This window comes from Indibacter alkaliphilus LW1 (genome assembly GCF_000295935.2).
In the GTDB taxonomy this organism is placed as follows: domain Bacteria; phylum Bacteroidota; class Bacteroidia; order Cytophagales; family Cyclobacteriaceae; genus Indibacter; species Indibacter alkaliphilus.
Map to the genome: position 1 here is coordinate 1 of NZ_ALWO02000023.1, position 23,058 is coordinate 23,058.

Sequence of the window (23,058 nt, forward strand, 5' to 3'; positions counted from 1 at the left end):
CTGGTTAGAATGCCTGCCTGTCACGCAGGAGGTCGCGGGTTCGAGTCCCGTCCATTCCGCTTAAATTCATTTGTTTTGAACTTCAAGTGAATTAGTTTTAGTTTAAAAAGTTCTATATTAAGAGTGGTAGTTCAGCTGGTTAGATTGTCTGTCCCGAGTTTTCGGGAAGGTCGCTGTAGTTGAGTTATTAAAAAATAAAAGGAGTGGTAGTTCAGCTGGTTAGAATGCCTGCCTGTCACGCAGGAGGTCGCGGGTTCGAGTCCCGTCCATTCCGCAAAGTCTCAGTCATATCTGAGACTTTTTTCATTTATGGTCTTTTTTGTCTACATACTACAATCCCTGAAGGATAGAAGCTTTTACGTAGGTGTATCTCACAATCCAGAGGAACGCTTAGAGAAACACAACCGCCCTCACAAAGGGTATACTGGTAGAAAACAACCTTGGGTTTTGGTTTATACTGAGACCTTCCCAACAAAAACTGAAGCGCTGAAAAGAGAAAATTTTATCAAAGCCCAGAAAAGCAGGGTATTCATTGAAAATTTAATCAAAGGTAGTTCGGCTGGTTAGAATGCCTGTCCCGAGTCCTCGGGAAGGTCGCGGGTTCGAGTCCGTCTCCCGTTCCACAGGAAGGTCGCGGGTTCGAGTCCCGTCTCCCGTTTCACGGGACAGGCTATTCCTTAAAGTCTCAGTCAAATCTGAGACTTTTTTCATTTATGGTCTTTTTTGTCTACATACATCAATCCCTGAAGGATAAAAGCTTTTACATAGGTGTATCTCAGAATCCAGAGGAACGCTTGGAGAAACATAACCGCCCTCACAAAGGATACACCGGAAGAAAGCAACCGTGGATTTTGGTCTATACGGAGTCCTTTCCGACAAAGACTGAAGCGCTGAAAAGAGAAAATTTTATCAAAGCTCAAAAAAGCAGAGCATTCATTGAAAGTTTAATCAAAGGTAGTTCAGCTGGTTAGAATGCCTGTCCCGAGTTCTCGGGAAGGTCGCGGGTTCGAGTCCCGTCTCCCGTTTCACGGGACAGGCTATTCCTTAAAGTCTCAGTCAAATCTGAGACTTTTTTCATTTATGGTCTTTTTTGTCTACATACATCAATCCCTGAAGGATAAAAGCTTTTACATAGGTGTATCTCAGAATCCAGTGGAACGCTTGGAGAAACATAACCGCCCTCACAAAGGATACACCGGAAGAAAGCAACCGTGGATTTTGGTCTACACGGAGTCCATTCCGACAAAGACTGAAGCGCTGAAAAGAGAAAATTTTATCAAGGCCTTGTTTCTCGTCATACTAGCTTGAGGTCTTCAAGCAATATATTTTCTTAAGGATCGACAACATTCCTTCTGATCTTGTTTCTTGATTTGAGGAATTGGATAAACACTATCCCGATTTTATGGTATTATTGGAAAATAATTAAACAAGAATCCATGTCGAAAAACTACGATTTTATCTTTGCAGGTTCTGGATTGGCTGGTTTGAGCTTGTTATACAGGTTAGTTAAAGAAAAAGAATTTTCTAAAAAGAAGATTTTGGTAATTGATCAATTTCAAAAGAATCAAAATGACAGGACTTGGTGTTTTTGGGAACGAGAGATTGGCCCTTTTGAACAATTGGTATGCAAGCAATGGAATAGCCTGCGTTTTTTTTCTCCATCAGTGACCCGTGAATTTGCTCTAAAGGAATACAGTTACAAAATGATACAGTCAGGAGATTTTTACAAACATGTTTTGGATTTTGTAGGGAGCTTTGACAATGTTGAGTTTTTGGTAGAGAAGATTGAAGAAATCGGAGACAATGGAAATAATGCCTTTATAAAAACCGTAAATAACATTTACAAAGCAGGATTTGTGTTTAATTCTACACCTTTGTTTCACCCTGTGATGTCGGAAGAAAATACCCTTTTACAGCACTTCATGGGTTGGTTTATTCAAAGTGATCAACCAGCATTCGATGCTGAAGTAGGTACTTTGATGGATTTTACGGTATCTCAATCTTATGGTACTACCTTTATGTATATGTTACCTACTTCAGAAAATGAGGCTTTGGTGGAATACACGCTTTTTTCAGAAAAGGTTTTGGACAAATCAACTTATGAAGTGGCTTTACGCCAGTATATAGATGAAAAACTAAAATTAGATAATTATAAAATATTACATCGTGAATTTGGTGTGATTCCGATGTCGAAGGCAAAATTTCCCAGATTTGTGGGGGATAAAAAGCACATCATCAATATTGGGACAGCAGGTGGACATACCAAAGCAAGTTCAGGGTACACTTTTCAGTTTGTACAAGGTCAGGTAGGTAAAATTGTGGATGCCCTTAAGAAAGGAGAGTCCCCCTTAGTACCTTTATCTTGGCGGGACGAGATGTTCCAATGGTATGATATGACTTTGCTTGATGTGTTATTAGATAAAAAAATAGAAGGGGAGAAGCTCTTCAGTCTTTTGTTCAAGGGAAATGATCCAGAGCGTATCTTGGCATTTTTAGCGAATGAAAGTGGTTTTTGGGAGGAGTTTAAAATCCGGAATTCAGTTCCGTTTTGGCCCTTTTTTACTTCTGGAATGAAGGAAATATACAGAAAGCTGCGCTAAATGTAATTTGAAAGAGGGTTTTTGGTTGGAATATTTAACAGTGAACTGGCGAAATCAATGATTTAATCAAATGTATCTTTTTGCCAAAATAATATGCAGAAAATATATTTGAGGTTGAAGTCTAACAGGTCTATACAAAAGAGTTTTTTTCAAGTCGTGTAAATTAAATTTTACTTCCTGAGATTATTTTTATCTTTGCCAGTGTCAAAAAACCTAAGTATGCTATTAGAATTCGAAAAACCAATTGCTGATTTAGAGCTAAAGCTTCAGGAAATGAAAGATTTAGCAAAAGGTAGAAATATAGATTTATCTGCAGATATTCAGTCTTTGGAAGATAAAATTCAGATTTTGAAAAAAGAAACGTTTCAGAACCTTACCAGATGGCAAAGGGTTCAACTTTCCAGACATGCTGACAGACCATATGCTCTGGACTATATATATGAAATTACAAATGATTTTATAGAAATTCATGGAGATAGGACTGTCAAAGATGATAAAGCAATGATTGGTGGCCTTGGGGATATTGACGGAAGAACAGTGATGTTTGTCGGCCAACAGAAAGGGAGAAACACCAAACAAAGACAGGAAAGGAATTTTGGAATGGCTAATCCTGAGGGCTACAGGAAAGCATTGAGGCTGATGAAAATGGCTGAAAAGTTTGGAAAGCCGATTGTAACTTTAATTGATACACCTGGGGCATTTCCGGGGCTTGAAGCTGAGGAACGTGGCCAAGGTGAAGCTATTGCAAAAAATCTCCGGGAAATGTTCATGTTGAAAGTACCTGTCATTTGTATTATTATCGGGGAAGGTGCTTCTGGCGGTGCTTTGGGAATTGCTATCGGAGATAAAGTTTTCATGTTGGAAAACACCTGGTATTCGGTGATATCTCCTGAGTCCTGCTCCTCAATATTATGGAGAAGCTGGGATTACAAAGAGCAGGCCGCAGAAGCGCTTAAACTGACTGCAAGCGATATGAAAAAGAATGCCCTCATAGATGGCATTATTGAAGAGCCTTTAGGCGGAGCCCATAAAGACATGAAAAATATGGCAAAAACTCTAAAATCTACCATTTTGGAGGCACTCAAAGAGTTAGATAAAGTCAAGCCTGAGAAGCGAATAGACCAAAGAATTGAGAAATTCTGTTCTATGGGTGTTTTTGAGGATTAAAGATCATAATACATAAGACACAATACTTGTATTAGTTTATTGAACTATCAGGCGTTGTGTTTTTTCTTTTGCAAATGAATCTTAAAGTAATCAATACTGGGTATTTTAAACTTGATGGTGGAGCCATGTTTGGAGTCGTGCCCAAAGTTTTATGGTCCAGGACCAATCCTGCTGATGCTAATAACCTTTGTACTTGGGCGATGAGATGTCTTTTGGTGGAAGATGAGGGAAGGATTGTATTGATAGATAATGGCATAGGGACTAAACAAGACGCTAAATTCTTTTCGCACTATTATCTTCATGGGACAGATTCTTTAGAAAAATCTCTTCATCTAGCAGGAATTGATTTTAAAGATATTACAGATAATTTTCTAACGCATTTACATTTTGATCATTGCGGGGGTGCTGTGGCCTATCAGGATGGAGATTTAAATAAGCCTAGAACTGTTTTTCCGAATGCAAAATATTGGAGCAATAGGGACCATTGGATCTGGGCCACGGAACCTAATGGTCGGGAAAAAGCCTCTTTTCTCAGAGAAAATATTCTTCCGATTCAGGAAAGTGGACAGTTGGAGTATCTGGATCTGGAAAAGAAACAGCTATTTGAAGGGTTTGAATTCTTTACCGCTGATGGACATACGGATAAGCAGATGATCCCCAAAATTCATTATAAAGGCAGGACTTTGGTGTTTGCTGCTGATTTACTTCCTTCAGTAGGGCATATTCCTCTACCGTATGTGATGGGTTACGATACAAGACCTTTATTGACATTGGAGGAGAAAAAGTTTTTTTTGGAAGAAGCAGCAAGAGATGAATATGTTATTTTTTTGGAACATGATCCAAATTATGAATGTTGCACAGTCAAGATGACCGAAAAAGGAGTCAGGCTTGATCAAACATTTTCATTAAATGAAATCTGAAAAAAAGATAGGACTTGCCCTTTCAGGAGGAGGGGTAAGAGGAATAGCGCACTTGGGTGTGCTGAAAGCTCTGAACGATCACGACATCTTTCCCAATAGGCTAAGTGGAAGCAGTGCAGGCGCAATAGCGGGCGCGCTTTATTGTTCAGGTCATGATCCAAGTGAAATCCTTGAAATCATCATCAAAACAAACTATTTTAAATTTTTGAGACCTGCTATCTCTTGGACAGGGATTCTTAAAATGGATGTCGTTGAAGATTTATTTTTAAAATATATTCCTGAGAACAAATTTGAGTCATTAAAAATACCTCTCTCAGTGGCAGCTACTGATATCAAACGTGGCAAAGTGGTGTATTTTTCAGAAGGACCGCTAATCAGACCTCTTATGGCCTCCAGCTGTATTCCTGGGATGTTTGACCCCATTGCTATAGACAATAAGTTTTATGTCGATGGGGGAGTACTTAATAACCTTCCCGTAGAGCCATTAGATGGATCTTGTGACTATATTATTGGTGTTAATTGTAACCATTTACCCGTTGAGCATAATATCAATAATATCAAAAAACTTATTGAAAGGACAGTAATAATGTCCATGAATTACAATGTGTACAGCAGAAAGGAAAAATGTGATTTTTTTATTGAGCCAAAGGGCCTGGCAAGGTATGGAGTATTTGACATCAAAAAATCCGAAGATATTTTTAAGGCGGGATATGAAGCAACGTTAATATTTATTGAAGAAAACCAGCAGATTTTAGAACTTGCCAACTCCAATGTTAAATCAATAAGCTAATGATGAAATTTTTGTCAAAAATCGTTTTTTTTATTGCTGGATGGAAACTCAACGTAGGTTGGCCGGATGGTCTAAAGAAGGCTGTTCTGATAGCCATCCCACATACAAGCAATTGGGATTTGCTATATGCTAGAGCCGCCTTTTATTTGATGGATATTCCGGTAAGGTTTACGATTAAAAAAGAAATAATGGTGGGGCCTTTAGGTTGGTTGATCAAAGGGCTAGGAGGTATTGCAATTGACAGGAAAAGAGTGCCTGGCGGGAGAAAACAAACCTATACAGAGGCCATGACTAATATGCTGAAAGAAGCTGATGAATTGGTAATTATGGTCACTCCTGAAGGAACCAGAAGTTATGCCCCAAGGTGGAAATCAGGTTTTTACCATATTGCCCTTGGAGCAGAAGTTCCGGTAGTAATTGGTTATTTGGATTATAAAAAGAAGGAAGCAGGCATTGGACCTGTAATCTATCCAAATGGGGACAGGGATGGTCAAATTGAAGAAATGATGGTTTTCGGAAGAACCGTTACTGGTAAATATCCCGAAAAAGGGATCAGGTAATTATTCTACCGAAAGGGTTACATTGTCGAAGTATACCTTACCAAAAGTTTTTCCTGACATTACTAAAAATACAGTAAGCTCCTCCACTTCTTCCGGAAAACTCGGTAATACAATTTCTATAGGCTCCCAGTCAAAGGTCCCATTTACCAATATCCTGTTTTGTGTAGAAGCAAATCTGTTTCTGGTGATGCCCGAACTGTCTTCTACAGGAAATGCCCTGATTGAAATAAAAACATTACTTACAGATCCATTTGAAATAATATTTTCACCCTTGATGAAGGCTTGTAGTCTTAACCTTCTTCCAGGCGCAGGCATTGCCCCTCTGTATGTTTGGCGCCATGTTCCTGAATTAGAACTTAGGCTGTCAGTACTCTCTATAAAAACAGATCTAGTTCCAGTTTGAAATTCCTCTGTACTGATACCAGCTCTAAATCCTGCTGGAGCTACCGAACTCCAAGGAGAAACATTGTTTTCCGAAACGGAGAAGTCCGTATTGCTTAATAGTTGGGAGCCAACCGGAATCCCATTTTCATCTCGAATGCAGGAGATAAAAAGGAAAAATATCAAACATGGGATAAGTGTTCTAAACATGATTCAAATTTATATCAAATTATAAAACGGATTCAATTTTTTGAGGTTCTTTGTTTCGTTTTGAGATAATTGATTTTTCTTTCTAAATTGATTTTCATGTCTCTTTTTGAAAAATATCATTTAGTGTTCTTTAACTCAAAAAATTTATGCAGGATAGTATTTTAACGGCCGTTTTTCTTCCTCTCGCCCTAGCTTTCATCATGTTGGGAATGGGGCTCTCCCTCTCTTTGAAGGATTTTAAAAATATAGTGATTTTCCCCAAAGCCGTCATTTTGGGGCTTACAAATCAACTCATACTATTACCGCTTTTTGGCTTTGCACTTGTTCAGTTATTTGGTTTATCAGGGGCCATGGCCGTGGGTGTTATGATCCTTGCTGCTTGCCCAGGTGGTGCCACTTCTAACTTGATTACGCACCTCTCAAGAGGAGATATAGCCCTTTCAATTAGTCTCACTGCTGTAAGTTCATTTCTGACAATAGTTACCATACCTCTAATAGTAAACTTTGCTATCAATTTCTTTGGGGAGGAGGGTAGTGTCACTTTACCAATTATGGAAACTATCATTCAGATCATGGGGGTTACTGTTATACCGGTTTCCATAGGCATGTTTCTTAAGAAGAAGTTTCCTGTTTTAGCTATCAAAGCGGACAGACCTGTAAGGTTTGCATCAGCTGTGTTTTTTGCTCTGATCATCTTTGCAGCAATTTTAAAAGAAAAGGAATCCATTGTGGAGTTTTTTGTTTTGTCCGGCCCGGTTATGTTTTCCCTAAATTTGATTACACTTGTTGTTGGATTTTTCTTGGCCTCTGTTTTTTTATTACCTAAAAGACAGCGTTTAACTATTTCAATAGAATCAGGAATCCAGAATGGGACACTTGGAATCATGATTGCTGCCACACTTCTTAAAAACTCGGAGATGACTATCCCAATAGCCATTTACAGCCTTATCATGTTTATTACTTCAGCAATCATAATTTTTGCAGCAAATAAGAGAGCCCGCTATTAGACGGGCTCTTGATCAAATTCTATTTTTCATAACCATACAACTCTTTGGCAGCCTGTTCATATTTATCTCCTGCTGTCCAAATAGGTCTTTCCGGATTGTTGGCGATTTTTTCAGCGGTGAGTATATATGATTTCCAATATTTGACAGCATAGTCCAAGTCAAAATTATCCACTTCATCAGATGGCTGATGATAGTGCCGGGTAATTTCTTCATCAAATGCTGTAAACCCTAAGCTGAAGGTTGGAGAGGGAATTCCCTTTCTAGCAAAATTCACATTGTCAGACCTGTCATAAAGCCCTTGCTCCGGAGATGGATCTCCGATTGTTTTAAGGCCAAAAATCTCTGTAGCTTCAGCTATCAAAGGATCTATAGAAGTTCTCCCAAAACCGATTACAGTAATGATAGATGTATCATTATACCCTCCGTTGTCTATATTAAGATTATAGACAATTTTGTCTAAGGGCACTAGTGGGTTGTCAGCAAAATAACCACTCCCCAGCAATCCCTTTTCCTCAGCCGTCCAAGCGCATAGTAAGATTGATCTCTTTGGAGGATTTTTTACAAAATATTTTGCAGCTTTAATTACAGCTACAGTGCCTACAGCATTATCTCTTGCTCCATTGTAAATGGAGTCACCTTCTGCATTTGGTCTGCCAACTCCCACATGATCATAGTGTGCTGAAAGCATGATATACTCCTCTTTCAATTCCGGGTCTGACCCTTCAATGTAGGCTACAACATTTTTTCCAATAATGGCCTTATTTACTTTTCCCTTAATTTCAAGCCCAGCTGACGGATAATCTCCTTTACCTATAGCGTTTATCAGTTCATTTTTTGGATCCTTAAGCCACAAATAGGGGATACTTTCGGTTCCTCCACTTGTATCGATAGTCAATTGGGATCGGTTTAGGAAGTTTGTAGCCATTTGCCATGGAAGCGTTGGAACATTGAAAATTTCAACCAAAGCTACAGCTCCTTTTTCTTTGGCTAGGGCAAGTTTTTTTCTACCTCCTGAAAAAAGATCAGCGGGCCCTAGTTTGCCAGGCTCACCTACATTTGTTACAACTACTTTACCCCTTACATCTTTTCCTTTATAATCACTTTCAAGGCCGTACCCTAAGACAATCAGTTCGTGTTCACCAATATAAGATGGACCATCAAGTACTAAAATATCTTCACCCTGCTGATATACTTTTTCTCCCAAAATCAATTTCCCACTTTCAGGAGGTGCAGATAATCGGAATGGAATATGCTGATAGTAGCCATTGGCTCCTTGGATTTTTTTTGCTCCATACTTCCAAAACTGCTCTGCAATAAACCTTGAGGCTGCATCTATCTCTGGTCTTATTGGATCGCGTCCCATTAATTCATCCGAAGCTAGATATCTAAAACTTGACAATGCATCTTTCTCATCAAAAGCTGCTTCAATTCTTTCTTTTTCATTTTGAGCACTCGCACAAAAACTGAAAACTAGTAGTGCTAATGTGATTTTCAACTTCATAATTTTTAAGGGTAGTTTGTTAATTTTTTTGATTTTTAGAAAAACAATAAATCAGTCATAATATAAGGAGTAATAGTAAGATAACTATTTTACAATGGTAGTTCCAATTCAAGTTTTTTCAGAATTTCAAGAAAGTGAGATGGTAATGGTGCTGTAACAGAGATGGGTATCTGTTTTTTCGGATGAATAAAATCCAATTGAAATGCATGCAATAACAGGTTATTCAAATCGAATTGAGCCCTGAAAAAATTATTCTGCTTATTATCTCCATGTGTGGTATCTCCTATGATATAATGCCTTAAGTGAGCCATATGTCTTCTGATTTGGTGCATTCTGCCAGTTATTGGATAAGCTCTGATCAAGGAATACCGGCTTGTTTTATATCTCGGTGAAGATGAATAAGGGATCTCTGATTTTGAAATGAGGCTGTATTCTGTCCTTGCTTCCTGAAGTTCACCGTGAAGGTCTTTTTTCAATGGGGAATCAATAGTTCCTGGAATTTCTGGCATAAATCCTCTCACTACTGCGAGATACTTTTTTTTGACAGCATCTGTAGGGAATAAAGGTTGAAATAACCCAGCTGCTTCCGAAGATTTGGCAAAAACCAAGATTCCGGTAGTAGGCCTGTCTATCCGGTGAAGCGGATAGACCCTACAGCCTATTTGGTCCCTCAGAATCTGAACAGCTATGAGTTTTTGTTCTTCTTTGGCTATACTGGTCTTATGGACCAGTACGCCAGCCGGCTTATCAATGATGATATAATCTTCATCTTCGTAAATTACATTCAATAAAGGATTCAATATTTTGGATTGTCTTTAATCATCTCAGGGTCAGTCCGGAGAATCTTGAGTTAATAAATTACCCCTGACCCAACAGCTTCATTTTCTATGTACCAGGCCACAAATTGCCCAGATGCAATACCTCTTTGCAATTGGTCAAAAACCACAAAAAGCCCCTCTTTTTTCATTAGAAGTGTGGCTTCAGACAAAGGTTGCCTGTAACGGATGCGCGTTTGGTACCTGGCTGATTCGCCAGGGTTTAGTTTCAGATCCTCCCTAATCCAATGCACCTCTTGGGCAGGTACAAATAAGCCATACCTATTTAGACCTGGGTGATCCTCACCCAGTCCTGTATAAATAATATTGGACTGGGTATCCGTAGCAATAACAAAAAGCGGTTTGCCAGTTCCTCCCACTTGAAGGCCTTTTCTTTGACCAACTGTGAAATAATGAGCGCCGGTATGTTCCCCTACTTTTTTTCCGTCTACCGGATTGTATTGGATAGGTAGACAAATGCTTTCAAGCATTTCAATATCCAAATCCTGAGTATCTATACCCGCAGGAATATTTGTTTTTTGATAAATTGGCAAATCCTCACTGACCATCAGAATTTCGCCTTTCTTGGGTTTGAGTTGTTGTTGTAGAAAATCCGGTAATCTTACTTTTCCGATGAAACAGAGTCCTTGGCTATCTTTTTTATCTGCCGTGATCAGGTCTTGTTCTTTTGCAATTTTTCTAACCTCGGATTTTTGAAGATGCCCAATTGGGAATAGTGCTTTGGATAACTGTTCCTGATCCAATTGACAAAGAAAATAACTTTGGTCTTTATTTGGGTCAGCTCCTGCTATCAGCTGGTAAATGGTTTTCCCATCCTTTTGAAATTGATTTTTTTGACAGTAATGACCTGTTGCAACATAATCTGCTTTAAGCTTTTGGGCAGCTTTCAAGAAAATATCAAATTTGATCTCTCTGTTGCAGAGAATATCAGGGTTTGGAGTTCTTCCAGCTTCATATTCTGCAAACATATAATCAACAATCCGCTCTCTGTAATCTTCACTTAGGTCAATTGCCTGGAAGGGGATGCCAAGTTTTTCAGCAACAAGCATGGCGTCTGTACTGTCCTCCATCCAAGGACATTCATTGGAAATGGTGACAGATTCATCATGCCAGTTTTTCATAAACATCCCGATGACTTCATAACCTGCTTCTTTCAGAAGATAGGCCGCAACTGAGGAATCTACTCCTCCGGACAGTCCGACGACTACCCTTTTTTTATTTTCCATAATTTTGAAATTATTCATGGGTTAAAGGTCCATGAGTTTTCATACGCTTTGGAACAATTTCTTAACAGCAATTGGTTCGCGAAGTTATTCAATCAATCTTTATTTCTTACATAAATCAATTTGTGCTTTCCTTTTTGAGCTTCTCTTTGTTCTATTTCGAATGCATTTATTGAGCTGACTAAAGGAGTTAGTTTCTGAAATCCATAGTTTCTCGAATCAAAGTTCGGTTGTTTTTTCTGAAGTAGATTTCCTACATCTCCCATGAATGCCCAACCATCATCGTCTGCCAAATCGGAGATGGTATTGTAAATCAGCCGGATCAATTTTGGTGTTATTTTGTCTACCTGAGGCCTGGTGCTCGTTTTTCCTTTTTGAAAATTCAATTCTGGCTCTTCTTCTTTCTGAAGAATTTCCACATAAATAAATTTGTCACAGGCAGCAATAAAGGGTTCAGGTGTTTTCTTTTCCCCCATTCCCAACACCAACATACCCGCTTCTCTCAAGCGCATAGCCAATTTGGTGAAATCACTGTCACTTGAAACAAGACAAAATCCATTCACTTTTTCAGAATAAAGAATATCCATTGCATCAATGATCATTGCAGAATCTGTGGCGTTTTTTCCTGTAGTGTACCCATATTGTTGAATAGGGCTGATGGCATTTTCTAACAAGACGTTTTTCCATTTGGCCAATTGGGGCTTTGTCCAATCTCCATAGATCCTCTTTACTGTTGGGTTTCCGTATTTGGCTATTTCTTCCATCATTTCTTTGATGGGATTGGATGAGACATTATCTGCATCTATCAATACGGCTATTCTGATATCATTTTGCATAAAAAATTCAAAGTTGATGGTTTGGTGCCAATTTAATCAATATTCATTGAACAGTTGTTGAATTCAGATACTATTCCTGAGTGCAGTATGTTTTAGAGTCAATTTTTGTAAGTTGCATCAAGTAATCAATTTTGACAATAATGAAAAAACTTTTAGTAGCTACCGGGGGAGGTGATTGCCCAGGACTCAATGCTGTAATCCGGGGGATTTGCAAAAGAGCAAAAAAATCAAAGCAGTGGGAGGTCTACGGCAGTATGGAAGCCTTCAATGGAGTAAATGAAAACCCTCCAAGAATCATCAAATTAAGCGGAAAGAAAACAGCGGGTATTCATGTCCGAGGTGGTACAATTTTACAGACTACCAATAAAGCTGATCCTCTTCACTTCCCTGTCAAGGATGAGCATGGGAAAGTGATTTTTGTAGATAAGACACAGGAGCTGGCAGAAAAAATTAAATCTCTAGGTTTTGATGCAGTGATTAATATTGGAGGGGATGGCTCTCAGAAGATTTCCAAAGCACTTTTTGACAAAGGTCTGCCCATAGTAGGGGTTCCCAAAACCATTGATAATGATCTCTCTGCTACTGATATGACTTTTGGTTTTCAGACAGCGGTTCAGATTGCTTCTGACAGCTTTGATAAACTGGTAACCACCGCAGAGAGCCATCATAGAGTGATGATAATGGAAGTCATGGGGAGAGATGCCGGTTGGATAGCTTTGCACACAGCAATAGCCGGTGGTGCCGAAATTTGCCTTATACCCGAAATTCCCTATGACTTGGGAAAGGTGGTAAAAAGGATTGAATCAAGATACAATGATGGAAGAGGTTTCGTCAATATTGTAATTGCAGAAGGAGCTAAAGCCCAAGCAGGGAGTATCGTCGCCCAAAAAGGAGAAGAGGGGTCAAGGCATGTGAGATTGGGTGGGGTTGCATATCAACTATCCCAACAGCTCAAAGATGCCGGTGTCAAGGCCGAGATCAGAGAGACAGTGCTAGGTCACGTACAAAGAGGGGGCACTCCTATTGCATTCGATAGGGTGTTAGCCTCATTATTTGGCGTCAAAGCATTCGATCTGGTTCAAGCTGGTGAGTTTGGAAAAATGGTGGCCTTCGTCAACAATGATTTCAAAGCAGTGCCTTTGGAGAATGCAACGAAGGAATACAATGTCGTAGACAAGGACAGTTTTATAGTGGATGGAGCACGGGGATTAGGGATAGTCTTCGGAGATTAAATTATTTAATATGAAGGATGTACTTTTGACTCTCTTTGAGAGAGATTTGGATAAGCTCAAAAATGAAATCCTTGCCTATGGAAATGAAACAAACCTTTGGAAAGTTTCAGGGGAAATCAGGAACTCCACAGGCAATCTTGCTTTACATTTAATTGGTAATCTCAACCATTACATTGGAGCTGTGATTGGAAGTAATGGATACCAAAGAGATAGGGAAGCTGAATTCAGCTTAAAAAATGTCAGTAGAAAAGAACTGTTGGATCAAATTGAACAGGCCCAACAGCTTGTTTCTCATGTGCTTTTACAGTTTCCCGAGGACTGGTTTGCCAGAACTTACCCTGAAATGGTTTTTGATGAACCAATCACCTATGAGTATTTTCTACTTCATTTAGTGTCCCATTTAAATTACCACTTAGGTCAGATCAATTACCACAGAAGATTATTGGATGTATAAAAAAAAGAGGCAGCCCTTTGTGCTGCCTCCATTTATTTAGGTTCTATTCTGAACAAGCCTCCATCAGAGTGATCAGTCAGCATATAAAGTAAGCCATCAGGGCCTATTCTTACATCCCTTATTCTTCCTATTTTTTCTGTAAGAAGAACTTCATCGTGAACGACTTCATCTCCTTCTAAAACTAACCTATGAAGTTGTTTCTTGTAAAGTGATCCTGCAAATAAATTCCCGTTCCAAGCTTCTATTCTTCCATCAATATGAAACGCCAAACCTGATGGTGCCATTGATTCTTTCCATATATGTTTAGGTTGCTCGACTCCAGGAGCTTCTGTACCAATTCCTATTTTTGCTTCAGATGAATATTCCACTCCTTGACTTACCTGAGGCCACCCATAGTTTTTTCCTTTTTGGATCAAGTGTAACTTATCTCCTCCACTGGGCCCGTGCTCACTGCTCCAGATTTGTCCGTTGGGTCTGATCGCCATTCCCTGATTATTTCTATGTCCAAAAGAGAAAATTTCAGGTCTTAAATTCCCAGGGGCAACATTGACAAATGGATTGTCCATTGGAGCACCACCGACTTCTTTAAGTCGGATGATAGAACCAGCTGGATCTGTTAGGTCTTGAGAAGGATATCTTATGCCCCTGTCACCTATAGAAAACAAAACCGTCCCATCTCCAGGGAAAACAATTCTGCTTCCATAATGTCTACCAGGTTCTGTTCGGGGTATTTGGGTATAAAGAATCTCCAAGTCTTCAAGCGCGTCTTTCTTGGCCGAAAGGCGGGCCCTGCCAAGAGCTGTTCCTGTGGCGTAATCATCGTCACTGAAATTGGAATCATCGTCTCCCGGGCTGGAAAAGGTGAAATATATCCATCCATTTGATTTATAATCCGGGTGGGTTACTACATCTAATAAGCCCCCTTGATTACCTCCGTCAGGAGCAGTTTTTTGATCCTCATCAGTATCTATTTTGGGAAGATTATTTATGGAAGTTATTTTTTCTCCCTCAATATGCAGAAGCCTTCCGGGTCTTTCTGTAATCAACATGCTGCCGTCTTCCAGCCAAGCCAGGGCCCATGGATGCTCAAGACCTTCTATCAATTGAACCACTCTAAAGGAAGTCTCCTCGCTATTGATGTTTTCTTCAACAATTTTATTGATTACCGATTGGGATTTGGCTTGAGGAATAATACCTGATAAAACCCAGGTTAGTATGATGATTTTTAAAATGAATTTATCCATGATTTTTCTAAAATAAATGGTTAAAAAAGGAATTCAATTAAAACCTTGCAAATAGGAAACCAACAGAGGTTATAAAGCCTTACACATTAATTTTTTGTCTTAGTTTTTTATATATTCAAGTAGGTATTACCTGCTAAAACGTAAAAAATGGCCTTAAAACATCTATTTGAGAGATTTCAATCTAATTTAAATGCGCTCGCGTTTCTTTTAATTCTATTTTTAAACTTTTCTTGTACTTCTAAAAGACAAGAAGAGTGGAGAAAATTACCCAATGTGGTGATTATTTTTACAGATGATCAAGGTTACAATGATGTAGGAGTGTTTGGTTCCAAGGATATCAGTACACCAAATCTTGATAATATGGCAAAGGAAGGTGTTCGCTTTAGTAATTTTTATGTAGCGCAGGCGGTATGTTCTGCATCAAGAGCAGCACTTCTTACAGGGACTTACAGCAATCGACTTGGAATCCATGGTGCCTTGGATCATTCCAGTAATCATGGCCTGAATCCAGATGAGACCACGATTGCAGAAATGTTGAAACCTCTAGGATATCAGACGGCAATATTTGGAAAATGGCACTTGGGACATCATCCTGAGTTTTTACCTGTTCAACAAGGTTTTGATGAGTATTTTGGAATTCCTTATTCGAATGACATGTGGCCCAATCATCCAGAAACAAAAAACTATTACCCACCTCTCCCCCTGTATGAGAATGATGAAGTAGTAGATACACTGCATCATGACCAAAGTATGTTGACCACAGTGTTAACAGAAAAGTCATTGGATTTTATTGAAAGAAATAAAGAAACCCCATTTTTCCTCTATTTGGCCCATCCAATGCCTCACGTACCGCTTTTTGTTTCAGACAAATTCGAAGGAAAGTCTGAAAGAGGGCTTTATGGGGATGTCATCATGGAAATAGATTGGTCGGTGGGGCAAGTATTGGAGTCATTAAAAAGTAAGGGTTTGGAGGAAAATACTTTGGTTATTTTTCTTTCTGATAATGGTCCTTGGCTTTCTTATTCTTTACATGCTGGATCGGCATACCCTCTCAAGGAGGGAAAAGGAACCTCATGGGACGGAGGAGTAAAAATACCTTCAATCATGCAGTGGAAAGGCAAAATCCCCGAAGGTAAAGTTCAAACTAACCCTGCTATGAGTATTGACATTTTGCCAACCATAGCGGAGATAACAGGGGCAAAACTGCCTGAATTACCTATTGACGGTAAGAGTATTTGGAAGATGATCTTGGATGAAAAACACAAATCACCTCAAGAAGCTTATTTTATTTATTACAACAGAAATGAATTGCAGGCTATCGTAATGGATGAATGGAAACTCTATTTCCCTCACAGGTTTAGATCAATCGCTCCCGGTCAAGAATCCAGAGATGATGGAATCCCGATCAAATATGAGATGCTTGATTTGACTGAAATGGAACTTTATCATATTCCAACAGATCCTTCAGAGGAGAAAAATGTCATATCAGAGAATCAGGATATAGTAGACTTGATTTTGAAATATGCCGACAGCGTGAGGGATGATATGGGAGATGCCCTTGTCAACATGAAAGGTAAAAATAATAGGGAGCCGGGAAGAATAGATTGATATCTTTAATTTTAGGTTTTTTTAAGAATCAAAGGAACGTTATTTGCGTTCATTTATTGATCTAATTCAAAGTTTCATAATGAAGTATAAAAAAATCTGGATAATTCTAAGTGTATTTTTGTTTTCCCTGATTGTAATTCCCACTATCGCAGTATTTCTTCTATATCAAAACCAAAAGCAGCTTACCCAAAAGGCGGTTGAAGGTCTGAATGAAAGCATTCATGGTGAACTGAGAATAATGGATTCCCATATATCTCCTTTCAAAAACTTCCCTTATGTTTCTATTGATTTGGAAGGCCTTTCCTTATTTGAAGAAAAGGGGCAGTATTCAGATACGGTTTTAAATGTAAACGACCTTTATGTAGGATTCAGGATTACCGATATTTTATCAAGCAATTACACAGTAAAATCAATCAGGCTGAGCTCTGGTAAATTAAATTTGGTGCAACCAGAATCAGGAATATTGAATTTGTTAAAAGCCATAGAGACTGAGCAGGCACGATCATCTGAAAGTGAGGCCTTGAGTTTGGACCTCTCCTCGGTATTATTGGATAATGTAGCCCTTTCATTTGATGATTTTGGTAGTGGTACTGCCATAGATGCTGTTTTGGAGAAAATAAATGCAGGGTTCAGAATCGATCAAGGACTTATTTTTATTGAAGTCGCTGGAGATTTGATCATGGATTACCTTCAAGATGGGGAGCCTACTTTTTTCAATGATAAGCATGTTAATCTTGGACTAAGTATGAATTATGATGAGGGACAGTCGAGGGTAACTATTGAGAAATCAAATATTAAATTGGAGGAGGCTTTGCTGGGCTTATCCGGTAGCTTACTGGTAGGAGAGGGGTTGGATATGGATATAAGACTTTTTGGTGAGAAACCTGATTTTTCTTTGATTGCTGCGTTTTTACCCAATGAAACAGCTTCCATCCTCAAAAGATATAAAAATGAAGGAGATGTGTTTTTTAATGGAACAATTAAAGGAAAAGCAGGAAATGGACAAGTCCCGGAGATAGCAGTGGAATTTGGCTGCGACAATGCCTATTTCTTAAATCCTAGTATTGATAAAAAGGTAGATCAATTAAGGTTTACAGGTTTTTTTACCAATGGAAAAGAAAGAAGCCTCAAAACTTCTGAATTCCAACTTCTAAACTTCAATGCAAGACCTGATGAAGGTGTTTTTCAAGGCCGCTTAGTCATCAGGGATTTTGAAAACCCGTATGTGAAAATCAACCTTAATGCAGATCTCGATCTGGGATTTTTAGGTGAGTTTTTTGAAATAGAAGGTCTTTTAGGAATCAGTGGTCAGGTGATTTTGAATATGGATTTTGATGAGCTTATAGACCTTGAAGGAGGAATAGAAACCATTTCAGATGTTCAGAATAGTCTTCAGAGTGAATTGATTGTAAAAAACTTAAATTTTACCATTCCTGAATTACCATATCCAGTAAGGCAACTCAATGCCTATGCAATGATGAAGGGTGGAAATATGAAATTGGAAAACCTCAACTTCAAGATTTTAGACTCTGATTTTTCTTTGAAGGGCTCTTTCGATGATTTCCCTTCATTGCTGCATGCAGACAATGACCCTGTAAAGGCAAAGTTGGAAGCTAAAGCCTCCAAAATTGATTTTGGCCAATTGATTCCTGCAGATACTTCACTTACTGAAGTATTGACCGATTTTAGTGTAAAGCTGGCCTTTGAATCTACAGGGAATGATCTTAGAAATTTTGAATATCTTCCAAAAGGGGAGTTTTTTATTGAAGACTTTTATGCAAAGCTCAATAACTACCCACATGAGTTTCATGATTTTGATGTAGATATTCTTATAGGTGACAACAGTATGGAAATCATAGATTTTACGGGCATGATTGATGCCTCAGATTTCCAGTTTACAGGAGGTATTGACAATTATTCCAAGTGGTTCAAAGAAAAGACCGAGGGAAAAAGTAATTTTTCATTTGAACTCAAATCGGATCGGCTAATTGTTAAGGATTTGATCAGTTATAATGGAGTCAATTACCTTCCGGAAGATTATAAAGATGAGATTTTTTCTCAAGTATTTGTGGCTGGAAAAGTAGAATTGAATTATGAGGAGGTCTTCAAGTCTGCGGATTTGTATTTAGACAGATTAGAAGGTAAAATGAAACTTCATCCATTGAAACTTGAGGATTTCAAAGGAAGGGTACATTATGAAGAAGATTATCTTACTATTGAAGGTCTCGAGGGTAAAATGGGAAGTTCAGACTTCAGGATTGATGTTGGTTATTTGGTTGGAGAGCCTAGAGTAAGCAAGAGAAACCGTTTTTCAATCGAAGCAAAAAGTTTGGATTTGGATGCACTGATGGGATTTGAATCCATTGAAAAGGAGGTGAACCATGCAGACTCTTTCAATATTTTTGAACTCCCTTTTTCTGATATGGATTTCTCTGCGAAGATCAAAAAGCTGAATTATCATACTTTCTGGTTGGAGGATGTGGTTTTCAATGGCAGAACTACACCGAATCACTACTTGTATGTTGATACCCTGGGTTTGAGAGCAGCTGATGGCACTTTGGGGATCAAGGGCTATTTCAATGGATCAGATCCAGAGCAAATTTACTTCAATAGCACGATGAAGGCAGAAAAGCTGGATCTGGATAAGTTGCTGATCAAATTTGATAATTTCGGTCAGGATCAATTGATCAATGAAAACCTTCATGGCCTTGTTTCGGGGATTATAAAAAGCAATTTTTTGGTACACCCTGACCTTACACCAATCATAGAAAAGTCCGAAGCTTCCATGAACCTAACGGTTTATAAAGGGAGTTTGGTCAACTTTGCTCCATTGCGTGCGATGGGTGATTATTTCAAAGATAAAAACATGAATCTTGTACGTTTTGATACACTTAAAAATACCTTTGATCTCAAGGAAGGTGTGCTGAATATTCCTAGGATGAATATTAATTCCAGCTTGGGTTTTATTGAGATATCAGGAAAACAAAGCTTAGATATGAATATGGATTACTTTATTCGGATTCCTTTAGCTCTTGTAACACAGGTTGGGTTTAGATCACTTTTCGGAGGAAGGTCAAGAGAAGAAATTGATGCTGAGCAGGAAGATGAGATAGTTTACAGAGATCCTAATTCCAGAGTAAGGTTTGTGAATGTCACCATGAAAGGGACTCCGGATGATTTCAAAATCGGACTTGGAAAAGATAAAAAAAAGTGAAGTACTGTCTTGTAATCAATTCAAGAATAAAAAAACACCTCACACAAGCAAGACTCTGTTTGCGTGAGGTGTTTTACTTTGGAATGGATTTTATCCTATCCAGCTTCCCCAAGGGATTCTGCTCAGGATAAGCAGAAGACCAATAGCATAAAGCATGTAAATTGATCTGAATTTGGCTCTGCTATCAGCAAGTTTTTTAGCTCTTGAATATCCGATGGTAATCACGACTATGGCTACGATATTGATCAAAGGGTGCTCCAAGGCAGTTAATCTGGCCGCACTGTCAGACATGGCTCCGCCTCCTTTTAGTAATGAAAATCCTACAGGGCTGACAAAATAAAGGATTAAGCCTACGAGTAGCTGTACGTGAGCAAGTATAAATGCGATCAATGCAATTTTCCTATCTTTTTCTGTAAAGGGGCGATTACTCAAAGAGCCTATCAAGGCGTAAATAAAGACAATAGCCAAGGCTGCCAGAACTAGGTAGGCGAGACCTGAATGAAGATGTTGAAGTCCGGTATACATGATTTTTATTTAGATTAAGTGTTTGGTTAAAAATTTTGTTTTCAAAAATGAGTTTTTGAGTTTATTACTCCACAAATAAAACCAATCCCTTCAAATATTCCGTCTCAGGATGAAAAATGTTGATCGGATGATCTCCAGGTTGAGAAAGGAAATGGAGTATTCTAACATTTCTTTCAGCTTCATGGGCTGCAGCAGTAATTGTATTTGCAAACAGTTGCTTGTCCACCACTTGAGAACAAGAGAATGTAAAAAGAATACCGCCTTTTTTGATTCTTTTCAAGGCTTCCGCATTCAATCTTTTATAAGCTTGAACGGCATTGTGTCTGGATTTGATATTTTTTGCAAATGCAGGAGGATCTAAGACAACAAGGTCAAAATCATTATCTATTTCCCTGATATATTTGACAACATCAGCAATAATAGATTCATGTTTTCCCTCAAAACCCATATTGATGCTGAGGTTTTTCTCGGTAAGTTCAATGGCTTTTGCAGAAATATCCACTGAATGTACTTCTGATGCTCCTGCTTTTAAGGCTGCAATTGAAAACCCTCCTGAATAACAGAAAGTATTCAGAACCTTTTTTCCAAGACTGTATTTTCCAAGTAAATTTCTGTTTTCCCTCTGATCAATGAAAAAACCGGTTTTTTGACCTTTTTCCCAATCTATTTCATAAGAACAGCCATACTCTCTGACCAGGTTGGTTTCCGGTTTTCCAAACAAAACCCGGTTTTCTGCTCCCACATCTTTTGGCAATGTTTCTGCACTTTTGTCATATACTGACTTTAGTTTTTCGCCTAGCACTTCCCGAAGAGCAATAGAAATATCTTTGACATGCTTATACATTCCCACATGGTGGGTTTGTATGACGGCTGTACCATTGTAATAGTCGATGATGAGACCAGGAAGTCCGTCTCCCTCTCCATGAATCATCCGAAAAACATTTGTTTCCTGATTCTCCCAAAGGTTTAGCGCTTTCCTGACATCCAAAGCAGACTGAAATTTGCTTACCCAGAATGCTTGGTCTATATTTTTTTCCTCAAAGGAAATTAACCTGACCATGATAGATCCATATTGAAAATGACCTATCCCCAAAAATTCATTTTTGAAACTAAAAACCTGAACCAGATTTCCATTTTTTAGGTCATCGTCTTTTTTAGCTATAGCACCTGAAAAAATCCAATGATGTTTTCTATTGATGGAGTGTTCTTTACCCCTGAGAAGCTCGATTTTTGGATATGTAAGCATGTGTAATTTTTTTGTTAGGAAATACGTAGGAGCCAAGAACCATAAAGATAGCACTTATAATCAACGCAGGCATATGTGGGTAGAATGGTAAGTCATAAACCGACAGTGCTAGGAAAGAAATCATTCCAAAAACGATGGACATCAAAGCGCCCATTTCAGAAGCTTTTCTCCAATATAGCCCTGCTGTAAGTGGCACAAATAAGGATACCAACATAAGGATTGATGCTCCGGCCACCAGTTCATAGATGTTTGTTTTCCATTGCGCCATCAAAGTCGCAACAATGGCAACGGTGACTACATTGACCCTCAAAATCCAAAGAAAGTGTTTGTCCTTAAGCTTGCTTCCAAAATATGGCCTGATCAGATTTTCGGAAATGATTGCAGATGGAGCCAATAAGCCTGAGCTTGTAGTACTCATAATTGCAGATATTAGTGCACCAAAAAACAGAATCTGCACGTGCATGCCCGTATGCCTCAGTACCATTTCAGGTAAAAGCAACTGTTTGTTTTCAAGGTAAATTTCAGGGTATAAATGTTTTGCAGCTAAAGCAATAAATAAAGGTAAAAGTCCAATAGTCACATAGAAACCACCTGCTAAATACGTAGATCTTATGGCAACTTTTTCTGATTTGGCAGACATCACCCTTTGATAAATATCCTGACTTGGAATACTTCCTAGGCCCAAAATAGCCCAGGCTCCCAGGTAATTGATCCAAGCAGTGGGCTTAGGTTCTGGGAAAAAATCAAAACTGCCCTCTGGTGCATTTTCCAGAATTGGCATTACACCACCAGCTTTTTGACTGACCAAAACGGCAACCCAAATCAGTCCGACGACAATAAGAGTAGTCTGTATAAAGTCAGTAATGGAAATGGCCCACATACCTCCTAAGAAAGTGTAAAAGACTACAATTGCAGCGCTTAACACAATACCCGAAGAAATGCTGATGTCGGATATAGAGGTGAAGATCAAAGACAAGGCTACAAGTTGCGCGGCTACATAACCGAAGTAAGGTGGAATCATAAAGATAGAGGCAAAGAATTCAACCCTTTTACCAAAAATCTTCTTGTAGACATCTCCAATGGTCAGCACATTCATTCTGTACATTGGCCTGAGATAGAAGACACCGAATAGGATTAGGCACAATGCCCCGCCAAAAGGGTCTTCTATAACACCCAGAAGTCCATGATCTAAGTATTCTGATGACGCTCCGAAAATAGTTTCTGAACCGAACCAAGTGGCGAATAGCGCTGAGGCTGAAAGTACGAGAGGTAGCTGTCTTCCAGCTAGAACAAAATCAGTGGAATTTTTGACCAATTTAGAAGACCAAGCACCTATCGCTATGGTGATCAGGATATAGATGATGATTGCTGTTAGAAGCAAATTGATTTACTTTTTATTTATTTTGGATTCAAGCCAGAAAGATAATCGAAATACGGTTGAAATATTGTAGAATCCGGAGTTTTTACGAAGGTCCCGAGAGTGAAACGATTCGGGATAAAGTGG

At 38.8% G+C, this 23,058-nt stretch carries 22 protein-coding genes and 1 tRNA gene; 14 read left to right on the forward strand and 9 right to left on the reverse strand.

The genetic code is table 11. The features are described 5' to 3' along the window. Window positions 1-200 precede the first annotated feature (200 nt). The 9 genes from A33Q_RS04215 (at window position 201) to A33Q_RS04255 (ending at window position 6,037) form a co-directional block, all read left to right on the forward strand. Window positions 201-274 (forward strand) — tRNA-Asp (locus A33Q_RS04215). A gap of 35 nt (window positions 275-309) precedes the next feature. Then, window positions 310-567, forward strand: a complete 258-nt coding sequence (locus tag A33Q_RS04220) for a GIY-YIG nuclease family protein (protein WP_009036510.1) — start codon at window positions 310-312, stop codon at window positions 565-567. A 146-nt stretch (window positions 568-713) separates the two neighbouring features. Continuing rightward, window positions 714-971, forward strand: a complete 258-nt coding sequence (locus tag A33Q_RS04225; RefSeq protein ID WP_040489904.1) for a GIY-YIG nuclease family protein — start codon at window positions 714-716, stop codon at window positions 969-971. A 109-nt stretch (window positions 972-1,080) separates the two neighbouring features. Continuing rightward, window positions 1,081-1,308 (forward strand): GIY-YIG nuclease family protein, encoded by a 228-nt coding sequence (locus A33Q_RS04230; RefSeq protein ID WP_040489905.1) that lies wholly within the window; start codon window positions 1,081-1,083, stop codon window positions 1,306-1,308. A gap of 128 nt (window positions 1,309-1,436) precedes the next feature. Then, complete coding sequence (locus A33Q_RS04235; RefSeq protein WP_009032264.1) at window positions 1,437-2,600, forward strand: lycopene cyclase family protein; 1,164 nt, start codon at window positions 1,437-1,439, stop codon at window positions 2,598-2,600. A 219-nt stretch (window positions 2,601-2,819) separates the two neighbouring features. Further along, window positions 2,820-3,767, forward strand: a complete 948-nt coding sequence (locus A33Q_RS04240) for an acetyl-CoA carboxylase carboxyltransferase subunit alpha (RefSeq protein ID WP_009032265.1) — start codon at window positions 2,820-2,822, stop codon at window positions 3,765-3,767. 74 nt (window positions 3,768-3,841) lie between these two features. Then, complete coding sequence (locus A33Q_RS04245) at window positions 3,842-4,687, forward strand: MBL fold metallo-hydrolase (RefSeq protein ID WP_040489923.1); 846 nt, start codon at window positions 3,842-3,844, stop codon at window positions 4,685-4,687. Continuing rightward, on the forward strand, window positions 4,677-5,477 hold the full coding sequence (locus A33Q_RS04250; RefSeq protein WP_009032267.1) for a patatin-like phospholipase family protein: 801 nt from the start codon (window positions 4,677-4,679) through the stop codon (window positions 5,475-5,477). Before A33Q_RS04245 ends, A33Q_RS04250 begins: the two co-directional genes overlap by 11 nt. Then, window positions 5,477-6,037, forward strand: coding sequence for a 1-acyl-sn-glycerol-3-phosphate acyltransferase (locus A33Q_RS04255; protein ID WP_009032268.1), 561 nt, complete (start codon window positions 5,477-5,479; stop codon window positions 6,035-6,037). The genes A33Q_RS04250 and A33Q_RS04255 overlap by 1 nt, the downstream gene beginning before the upstream one ends. Here the strand turns inward: A33Q_RS04255 and A33Q_RS04260 are convergent, their stop codons facing one another. Further along, on the reverse strand, window positions 6,038-6,628 hold the full coding sequence (locus A33Q_RS04260) for a hypothetical protein (RefSeq protein ID WP_009032269.1): 591 nt from the start codon (window positions 6,626-6,628) through the stop codon (window positions 6,038-6,040). Between the two features lie 146 nt (window positions 6,629-6,774). Here A33Q_RS04260 and A33Q_RS04265 point away from each other — a divergent pair, with 146 nt between their 5' ends. Next, entirely contained in the window at window positions 6,775-7,635 is an 861-nt protein-coding gene (locus A33Q_RS04265; protein WP_009032270.1) for a bile acid:sodium symporter family protein, read from the forward strand. A 19-nt stretch (window positions 7,636-7,654) separates the two neighbouring features. Here A33Q_RS04265 and A33Q_RS04270 read toward each other — a convergent pair whose 3' ends face one another. From A33Q_RS04270 to A33Q_RS04285, 4 genes are all read right to left on the reverse strand, one after another. Continuing rightward, a complete protein-coding gene (locus A33Q_RS04270) occupies window positions 7,655-9,136 on the reverse strand; it encodes a M28 family peptidase (RefSeq protein WP_009032271.1) in 1,482 nt (493 codons plus the stop codon). An 89-nt stretch (window positions 9,137-9,225) separates the two neighbouring features. Continuing rightward, window positions 9,226-9,936: a pseudouridine synthase gene (locus A33Q_RS04275; RefSeq protein WP_009032272.1), complete on the reverse strand. Its 711-nt coding sequence runs from the start codon at window positions 9,934-9,936 to the stop codon at window positions 9,226-9,228. A gap of 50 nt (window positions 9,937-9,986) precedes the next feature. Further along, window positions 9,987-11,198, reverse strand: coding sequence for a tRNA 2-thiouridine(34) synthase MnmA (gene mnmA, locus A33Q_RS04280; RefSeq protein WP_040490027.1), 1,212 nt, complete (start codon window positions 11,196-11,198; stop codon window positions 9,987-9,989). A gap of 92 nt (window positions 11,199-11,290) precedes the next feature. After that, window positions 11,291-12,031, reverse strand: a complete 741-nt coding sequence (locus A33Q_RS04285) for an NYN domain-containing protein (RefSeq protein ID WP_009032274.1) — start codon at window positions 12,029-12,031, stop codon at window positions 11,291-11,293. 140 nt (window positions 12,032-12,171) lie between these two features. On the opposite strand from A33Q_RS04285, the gene A33Q_RS04290 reads away from it, so the two are divergent. Together A33Q_RS04290 and A33Q_RS04295 are read left to right on the forward strand one after the other, a co-directional pair. Then, complete coding sequence (locus tag A33Q_RS04290) at window positions 12,172-13,263, forward strand: 6-phosphofructokinase (RefSeq protein WP_009032275.1); 1,092 nt, start codon at window positions 12,172-12,174, stop codon at window positions 13,261-13,263. Window positions 13,264-13,273: 10 nt separating this feature from the next. Next, window positions 13,274-13,717 (forward strand): DinB family protein, encoded by a 444-nt coding sequence (locus A33Q_RS04295; protein ID WP_009032276.1) that lies wholly within the window; start codon window positions 13,274-13,276, stop codon window positions 13,715-13,717. Window positions 13,718-13,749: 32 nt separating this feature from the next. Here the strand turns inward: A33Q_RS04295 and A33Q_RS04300 are convergent, their stop codons facing one another. Then, on the reverse strand, window positions 13,750-14,961 hold the full coding sequence (locus A33Q_RS04300; protein WP_009032277.1) for a PQQ-dependent sugar dehydrogenase: 1,212 nt from the start codon (window positions 14,959-14,961) through the stop codon (window positions 13,750-13,752). A 147-nt stretch (window positions 14,962-15,108) separates the two neighbouring features. Here A33Q_RS04300 and A33Q_RS04305 point away from each other — a divergent pair, with 147 nt between their 5' ends. Next, the gene (locus A33Q_RS04305) at window positions 15,109-16,569 is read left to right on the forward strand and encodes a sulfatase family protein (protein ID WP_009032278.1); all 1,461 of its coding nucleotides are present in this window, start codon (window positions 15,109-15,111) and stop codon (window positions 16,567-16,569) included. Window positions 16,570-16,648: 79 nt separating this feature from the next. Next, window positions 16,649-19,783, forward strand: coding sequence for an AsmA-like C-terminal region-containing protein (locus A33Q_RS04310; RefSeq protein WP_009032279.1), 3,135 nt, complete (start codon window positions 16,649-16,651; stop codon window positions 19,781-19,783). Between the two features lie 90 nt (window positions 19,784-19,873). Here the strand turns inward: A33Q_RS04310 and A33Q_RS04315 are convergent, their stop codons facing one another. The 3 genes from A33Q_RS04315 to A33Q_RS04325 form a co-directional block, all read right to left on the reverse strand. Further along, window positions 19,874-20,308 (reverse strand): hypothetical protein, encoded by a 435-nt coding sequence (locus A33Q_RS04315; RefSeq protein ID WP_009032280.1) that lies wholly within the window; start codon window positions 20,306-20,308, stop codon window positions 19,874-19,876. A 64-nt stretch (window positions 20,309-20,372) separates the two neighbouring features. Next, the gene (locus tag A33Q_RS04320; protein WP_009032281.1) at window positions 20,373-21,554 is read right to left on the reverse strand and encodes a class I SAM-dependent rRNA methyltransferase; all 1,182 of its coding nucleotides are present in this window, start codon (window positions 21,552-21,554) and stop codon (window positions 20,373-20,375) included. Further along, window positions 21,517-22,935, reverse strand: a complete 1,419-nt coding sequence (locus tag A33Q_RS04325; protein WP_009032282.1) for a sodium:solute symporter family protein — start codon at window positions 22,933-22,935, stop codon at window positions 21,517-21,519. Before A33Q_RS04325 ends, A33Q_RS04320 begins: the two co-directional genes overlap by 38 nt. Window positions 22,936-23,058: the final 123 nt, after the last annotated feature.

Bases quoted from the DNA above. Each gene is read 5' to 3' on its own strand.
- A33Q_RS04220 (WP_009036510.1), top strand. From the start codon at position 310: ATGGTCTTTTTTGTCTACATACTACAATCCCTGAAGGATAGAAGCTTT.
- A33Q_RS04225 (WP_040489904.1), top strand. From the start codon at position 714: ATGGTCTTTTTTGTCTACATACATCAATCCCTGAAGGATAAAAGCTTT.
- A33Q_RS04230 (WP_040489905.1), top strand. From the start codon at position 1,081: ATGGTCTTTTTTGTCTACATACATCAATCCCTGAAGGATAAAAGCTTT.
- A33Q_RS04235 (WP_009032264.1), top strand. From the start codon at position 1,437: ATGTCGAAAAACTACGATTTTATCTTTGCAGGTTCTGGATTGGCTGGT.
- A33Q_RS04240 (WP_009032265.1), top strand. From the start codon at position 2,820: ATGCTATTAGAATTCGAAAAACCAATTGCTGATTTAGAGCTAAAGCTT.
- A33Q_RS04245 (WP_040489923.1), top strand. From the start codon at position 3,842: ATGAATCTTAAAGTAATCAATACTGGGTATTTTAAACTTGATGGTGGA.
- A33Q_RS04250 (WP_009032267.1), top strand. From the start codon at position 4,677: ATGAAATCTGAAAAAAAGATAGGACTTGCCCTTTCAGGAGGAGGGGTA.
- A33Q_RS04255 (WP_009032268.1), top strand. From the start codon at position 5,477: ATGATGAAATTTTTGTCAAAAATCGTTTTTTTTATTGCTGGATGGAAA.
- A33Q_RS04260 (WP_009032269.1), bottom strand. From the start codon at position 6,628: ATGTTTAGAACACTTATCCCATGTTTGATATTTTTCCTTTTTATCTCC.
- A33Q_RS04265 (WP_009032270.1), top strand. From the start codon at position 6,775: ATGCAGGATAGTATTTTAACGGCCGTTTTTCTTCCTCTCGCCCTAGCT.
- A33Q_RS04270 (WP_009032271.1), bottom strand. From the start codon at position 9,136: ATGAAGTTGAAAATCACATTAGCACTACTAGTTTTCAGTTTTTGTGCG.
- mnmA (WP_040490027.1), bottom strand. From the start codon at position 11,198: ATGGAAAATAAAAAAAGGGTAGTCGTCGGACTGTCCGGAGGAGTAGAT.
- A33Q_RS04285 (WP_009032274.1), bottom strand. From the start codon at position 12,031: ATGCAAAATGATATCAGAATAGCCGTATTGATAGATGCAGATAATGTC.
- A33Q_RS04290 (WP_009032275.1), top strand. From the start codon at position 12,172: ATGAAAAAACTTTTAGTAGCTACCGGGGGAGGTGATTGCCCAGGACTC.
- A33Q_RS04295 (WP_009032276.1), top strand. From the start codon at position 13,274: ATGAAGGATGTACTTTTGACTCTCTTTGAGAGAGATTTGGATAAGCTC.
- A33Q_RS04300 (WP_009032277.1), bottom strand. From the start codon at position 14,961: ATGGATAAATTCATTTTAAAAATCATCATACTAACCTGGGTTTTATCA.
- A33Q_RS04305 (WP_009032278.1), top strand. From the start codon at position 15,109: ATGGCCTTAAAACATCTATTTGAGAGATTTCAATCTAATTTAAATGCG.
- A33Q_RS04310 (WP_009032279.1), top strand. From the start codon at position 16,649: ATGAAGTATAAAAAAATCTGGATAATTCTAAGTGTATTTTTGTTTTCC.
- A33Q_RS04315 (WP_009032280.1), bottom strand. From the start codon at position 20,308: ATGTATACCGGACTTCAACATCTTCATTCAGGTCTCGCCTACCTAGTT.
- A33Q_RS04320 (WP_009032281.1), bottom strand. From the start codon at position 21,554: ATGCTTACATATCCAAAAATCGAGCTTCTCAGGGGTAAAGAACACTCC.